The organism is Pseudomonas sp. SDO5271_S396 (assembly GCF_054071795.1).
This window is the reverse complement of record NZ_JBSVWB010000102.1, coordinates 1-5474: the sequence shown is the minus strand read 5'-3', so window position 1 is coordinate 5474 and position 5474 is coordinate 1. Positions and strand designations below refer to the sequence as shown.

Below are 5474 nucleotides of genomic sequence, written 5' to 3'. Positions count from 1 at the left end.
GGAATTTAATCTTGACGATGACCTACTCTCACATGGGGAAACCCCACACTACCATCGGCGATGCATCGTTTCACTACTGAGTTCGGGATGGGATCAGGTGGTTCCAATGCTCTATGGTCGTCAAGAAATTCGGGTACTGACTCGTGGCCGGTTGGCCTCGCTTCAGCAAATTGGGTATGTGACAGCTGTCGGTGTCTTGTGAGCATCGAACTTTCGGTTCATTGCGTCTTCACACACCGCAATCTGGCTTTCTAAGCTCAAATTGCTTGGGTGTTATATGGTCAAGCCTCACGGGCAATTAGTATCGGTTAGCTCAACGCCTCACAGCGCTTACACACCCGACCTATCAACGTCGTAGTCTTCGACGGCCCTTCAGGGAACTCAAGGTTCCAGTGAGATCTCATCTTGAGGCTAGTTTCCCGCTTAGATGCTTTCAGCGGTTATCTATTCCGAACATAGCTACCCGGCAATGCCACTGGCGTGACAACCGGAACACCAGAGGTTCGTCCACTCCGGTCCTCTCGTACTAGGAGCAGCCCCTCTCAAATCTCAAACGTCCACGGCAGATAGGGACCGAACTGTCTCACGACGTTCTAAACCCAGCTCGCGTACCACTTTAAATGGCGAACAGCCATACCCTTGGGACCGGCTTCAGCCCCAGGATGTGATGAGCCGACATCGAGGTGCCAAACACCGCCGTCGATATGAACTCTTGGGCGGTATCAGCCTGTTATCCCCGGAGTACCTTTTATCCGTTGAGCGATGGCCCTTCCATACAGAACCACCGGATCACTAAGACCTACTTTCGTACCTGCTCGACGTGTCTGTCTCGCAGTCAAGCGCGCTTTTGCCTTTATACTCTACGACCGATTTCCGACCGGTCTGAGCGCACCTTCGTACTCCTCCGTTACTCTTTAGGAGGAGACCGCCCCAGTCAAACTACCCACCATACACTGTCCTCGATCCGGATAACGGACCTGAGTTAGAACCTCAAAGTTGCCAGGGTGGTATTTCAAGGATGGCTCCACGCAGACTGGCGTCCACGCTTCAAAGCCTCCCACCTATCCTACACAAGCAAATTCAAAGTCCAGTGCAAAGCTATAGTAAAGGTTCACGGGGTCTTTCCGTCTAGCCGCGGATACACTGCATCTTCACAGCGATTTCAATTTCACTGAGTCTCGGGTGGAGACAGCGCCGCCATCGTTACGCCATTCGTGCAGGTCGGAACTTACCCGACAAGGAATTTCGCTACCTTAGGACCGTTATAGTTACGGCCGCCGTTTACCGGGGCTTCGATCAAGAGCTTCGCGTTAGCTAACCCCATCAATTAACCTTCCGGCACCGGGCAGGCGTCACACCCTATACGTCCACTTTCGTGTTTGCAGAGTGCTGTGTTTTTAATAAACAGTCGCAGCGGCCTGGTATCTTCGACCGGCATGGGCTTACGGAGCAAGTCCTTCACCCTCACCGGCGCACCTTCTCCCGAAGTTACGGTGCCATTTTGCCTAGTTCCTTCACCCGAGTTCTCTCAAGCGCCTTGGTATTCTCTACCCAACCACCTGTGTCGGTTTGGGGTACGGTTCCTGGTTATCTGAAGCTTAGAAGCTTTTCTTGGAAGCATGGCATCAACCACTTCGCTAACTAAAAGTTAGCTCGTCATCAGCTCTCGGCCTTGAAACCCCGGATTTACCTAAGATTTCAGCCTACCACCTTAAACTTGGACAACCAACGCCAAGCTGGCCTAGCCTTCTCCGTCCCTCCATCGCAATAACCAGAAGTACAGGAATATTAACCTGTTTTCCATCGACTACGCTTTTCAGCCTCGCCTTAGGGACCGACTAACCCTGCGTCGATTAACGTTGCGCAGGAAACCTTGGTCTTTCGGCGTGGGTGTTTTTCACACCCATTGTCGTTACTCATGTCAGCATTCGCACTTCTGATACCTCCAGCAAGCTTCTCAACTCACCTTCACAGGCTTACAGAACGCTCCTCTACCGCATCACTTACGTGATACCCGTAGCTTCGGTGTATGGTTTGAGCCCCGTTACATCTTCCGCGCAGGCCGACTCGACTAGTGAGCTATTACGCTTTCTTTAAAGGGTGGCTGCTTCTAAGCCAACCTCCTAGCTGTCTAAGCCTTCCCACATCGTTTCCCACTTAACCATAACTTTGGGACCTTAGCTGACGGTCTGGGTTGTTTCCCTTTTCACGACGGACGTTAGCACCCGCCGTGTGTCTCCCATGCTCGGCACTTGTAGGTATTCGGAGTTTGCATCGGTTTGGTAAGTCGGGATGACCCCCTAGCCGAAACAGTGCTCTACCCCCTACAGTGATACATGAGGCGCTACCTAAATAGCTTTCGAGGAGAACCAGCTATCTCCGAGCTTGATTAGCCTTTCACTCCGATCCACAGGTCATCCGCTAACTTTTCAACGGTAGTCGGTTCGGTCCTCCAGTCAGTGTTACCTAACCTTCAACCTGCCCATGGATAGATCGCCCGGTTTCGGGTCTATACCCAGCGACTAAACGCCCTATTAAGACTCGCTTTCGCTACGCCTCCCCTATTCGGTTAAGCTCGCCACTGAATATAAGTCGCTGACCCATTATACAAAAGGTACGCAGTCACAGAACGAAGTCTGCTCCCACTGCTTGTACGCATACGGTTTCAGGATCTATTTCACTCCCCTCTCCGGGGTTCTTTTCGCCTTTCCCTCACGGTACTAGTTCACTATCGGTCAGTCAGTAGTATTTAGCCTTGGAGGATGGTCCCCCCATATTCAGACAAAGTTTCTCGTGCTCCGTCCTACTCGATTTCATGACTAAGAGACTTTCGCGTACAGGGCTATCACCCACTATGGCCGCACTTTCCAGAGCGTTCCGCTAATCTCAAAGCCACTTAAGGGCTAGTCCCCGTTCGCTCGCCACTACTAAGGGAATCTCGGTTGATTTCTTTTCCTCAGGGTACTTAGATGTTTCAGTTCCCCTGGTTCGCCTCTTGTACCTATGTATTCAGTACAAGATAACCATCTTATGATGGCTGGGTTCCCCCATTCAGACATCTCCGGATCAAAGTCTGTTTGCCGACTCCCCGAAGCTTTTCGCAGGCTACCACGTCTTTCGTCGCCTCTGACTGCCAAGGCATCCACCGTATGCGCTTCTTCACTTGACCATATAACCCCAAGCAATCTGGTTATACTGTGAAGACGACATTCGCCGAAAATTCGAATTTCTCAACTAAGAGAACTCACAAATTTTACCTTAGCCTGATCCGTTACCAGTGAAAGTAACGTTCAGTCTATCTTTCTATCACATACCCAAATTTTTAAAGAACGATCTAATCAAAGACTAGAAATCAACATTCACCATCGCAGCGATGGAATGCTCATTTCTAAGCTTTAAACGCTAGAAGCAGTAGTGGTGGAGCCAAGCGGGATCGAACCGCTGACCTCCTGCGTGCAAGGCAGGCGCTCTCCCAGCTGAGCTATGGCCCCGTATTTCTACAGGCGTTTCCCACACAAAATTGGTGGGTCTGGGCAGATTCGAACTGCCGACCTCACCCTTATCAGGGGTGCGCTCTAACCAACTGAGCTACAGACCCAATTTCGGGCTGCTTCTTTATCGTCTTCTTCAATGAATCAAGCAATTCGTGTGGGAGCTTATGGAGCAGCTGATGTCGTCGATTAAGGAGGTGATCCAGCCGCAGGTTCCCCTACGGCTACCTTGTTACGACTTCACCCCAGTCATGAATCACACCGTGGTAACCGTCCCCCCGAAGGTTAGACTAGCTACTTCTGGTGCAACCCACTCCCATGGTGTGACGGGCGGTGTGTACAAGGCCCGGGAACGTATTCACCGCGACATTCTGATTCGCGATTACTAGCGATTCCGACTTCACGCAGTCGAGTTGCAGACTGCGATCCGGACTACGATCGGTTTTATGGGATTAGCTCCACCTCGCGGCTTGGCAACCCTTTGTACCGACCATTGTAGCACGTGTGTAGCCCAGGCCGTAAGGGCCATGATGACTTGACGTCATCCCCACCTTCCTCCGGTTTGTCACCGGCAGTCTCCTTAGAGTGCCCACCATAACGTGCTGGTAACTAAGGACAAGGGTTGCGCTCGTTACGGGACTTAACCCAACATCTCACGACACGAGCTGACGACAGCCATGCAGCACCTGTCTCAATGTTCCCGAAGGCACCAATCCATCTCTGGAAAGTTCATTGGATGTCAAGGCCTGGTAAGGTTCTTCGCGTTGCTTCGAATTAAACCACATGCTCCACCGCTTGTGCGGGCCCCCGTCAATTCATTTGAGTTTTAACCTTGCGGCCGTACTCCCCAGGCGGTCAACTTAATGCGTTAGCTGCGCCACTAAAGACTCAAGGTCCCCAACGGCTAGTTGACATCGTTTACGGCGTGGACTACCAGGGTATCTAATCCTGTTTGCTCCCCACGCTTTCGCACCTCAGTGTCAGTATCAGTCCAGGTGGTCGCCTTCGCCACTGGTGTTCCTTCCTATATCTACGCATTTCACCGCTACACAGGAAATTCCACCACCCTCTACCATACTCTAGTCAGTCAGTTTTGAATGCAGTTCCCAGGTTGAGCCCGGGGATTTCACATCCAACTTAACAAACCACCTACGCGCGCTTTACGCCCAGTAATTCCGATTAACGCTTGCACCCTCTGTATTACCGCGGCTGCTGGCACAGAGTTAGCCGGTGCTTATTCTGTCGGTAACGTCAAAATTGCAGAGTATTAATCTACAACCCTTCCTCCCAACTTAAAGTGCTTTACAATCCGAAGACCTTCTTCACACACGCGGCATGGCTGGATCAGGCTTTCGCCCATTGTCCAATATTCCCCACTGCTGCCTCCCGTAGGAGTCTGGACCGTGTCTCAGTTCCAGTGTGACTGATCATCCTCTCAGACCAGTTACGGATCGTCGCCTTGGTGAGCCTTTACCCCACCAACTAGCTAATCCGACCTAGGCTCATCTGATAGCGCAAGGCCCGAAGGTCCCCTGCTTTCTCCCGTAGGACGTATGCGGTATTAGCGTCCGTTTCCGGACGTTATCCCCCACTACCAGGCAGATTCCTAGGCATTACTCACCCGTCCGCCGCTCTCAAGAGAAGCAAGCTTCTCTCTACCGCTCGACTTGCATGTGTTAGGCCTGCCGCCAGCGTTCAATCTGAGCCATGATCAAACTCTTCAGTTCAAACATCTTTGGGTTTTTAAGAAACCCTAAACTTGGCTCAGCAATCGTTGGTTACATCTTTGATTTCTCGCGGAGTAACTTGTGATGCTGATAATCTTGTTGACTATCAGTCTGACTCCACAAGCACCCACACGAATTGCTTGATTCAGTTGTTAAAGAGCGGTTGGTTAAGAGCTTTCGTCTCAACCGAGGCGCGCATTCTACAGCAGCCTCATTTGCTGTCAAGTGATTATTTTCAGAAGTTTTCGAAGATTTC

General features: G+C 51.3%; 2 tRNA genes and 3 rRNA genes. All 5 read right to left on the bottom strand.

Annotation, left to right across the window (positions count from 1 at the left end):
- Positions 1-9: 9 nt before the first annotated feature.
- Positions 10-125: ribosomal RNA gene (gene rrf / locus ACW9IN_RS29960) — 5S ribosomal RNA — on the bottom strand.
- A gap of 152 nt (positions 126-277) precedes the next feature.
- A 23S ribosomal RNA gene (locus tag ACW9IN_RS29955) occupies positions 278-3169 on the bottom strand.
- A 246-nt stretch (positions 3170-3415) separates the two neighbouring features.
- Positions 3416-3491: transfer RNA gene (locus tag ACW9IN_RS29950), tRNA-Ala, on the bottom strand.
- Between the two features lie 30 nt (positions 3492-3521).
- A tRNA-Ile gene (locus tag ACW9IN_RS29945) sits at positions 3522-3598 on the bottom strand.
- An 83-nt stretch (positions 3599-3681) separates the two neighbouring features.
- Positions 3682-5218: ribosomal RNA gene (locus ACW9IN_RS29940) — 16S ribosomal RNA — on the bottom strand.
- The 16S, 23S and 5S rRNA genes sit together here with 2 tRNA genes alongside, the layout of an rRNA operon.
- Positions 5219-5474 lie beyond the last annotated feature (256 nt).